General features: G+C 47.1%; 1 protein-coding gene. It reads right to left on the bottom strand.

The genetic code is table 11. From position 1 onward, the window contains the following. Positions 1 to 467 (bottom strand): DUF4815 domain-containing protein (locus ACFIKO_RS09565; protein WP_375673946.1); only part of this gene is annotated, 467 nt, incomplete at its 3' end. Positions 468 to 522 lie beyond the last annotated feature (55 nt).

Genomic DNA, 522 nt, shown 5'->3' with positions numbered 1-522 from the left:
TGCGCATCCTCTTTCAGTGCCCAAATAAGCTTTGCTGTTTCGCGTGCGGCTCCAGGCTCTCCTTCTGCCAAGGTGCCAGGAACTTGCCCCAACAGCTCTGGATCATCTTCGTGTGTTATCCATTTTTTTTGTAGCTTCACACCAATTTCCAAGCGCCCAATCATGGCAACATTGTTGAGTACAGCAGGTGCAACGGGGAAAATATCGCCTGCGATATAAATCTTGCCATCCGTTAAAGTGACGGTCCTTGTCTCTTTGTTGACAAAAGCATCAGCTCGTTCAACGCGATCTCCTTCTTGTGCCACAAGGCGCCCCAAGCGGTCATGCCGTCCCCTTATAATGGTTTGAACCTCATTCAGTTCACCACTTTGAATAAACGGACGCGTGCCGTAAAAGACAACGCTTTGTTGTTCCTCTTTGCCGCGAGATCTGTCAATTGCAAAGGGTAAACCACTTTCATGCTTCATATTAAAACCTCAATAAAATCTTGAATTGTTCGCGAACATCGGCACGCAAAGGAAT

The sequence above is a fragment of the Bartonella sp. TS82HLJMH genome, from assembly GCF_042193495.1.
Classification (GTDB): Bacteria; Pseudomonadota; Alphaproteobacteria; order Rhizobiales; family Rhizobiaceae; genus Bartonella; species Bartonella grahamii.
The sequence above is the reverse complement of the archived record's forward strand: the minus strand, read 5'-3'. Positions and strand labels throughout refer to the sequence as shown.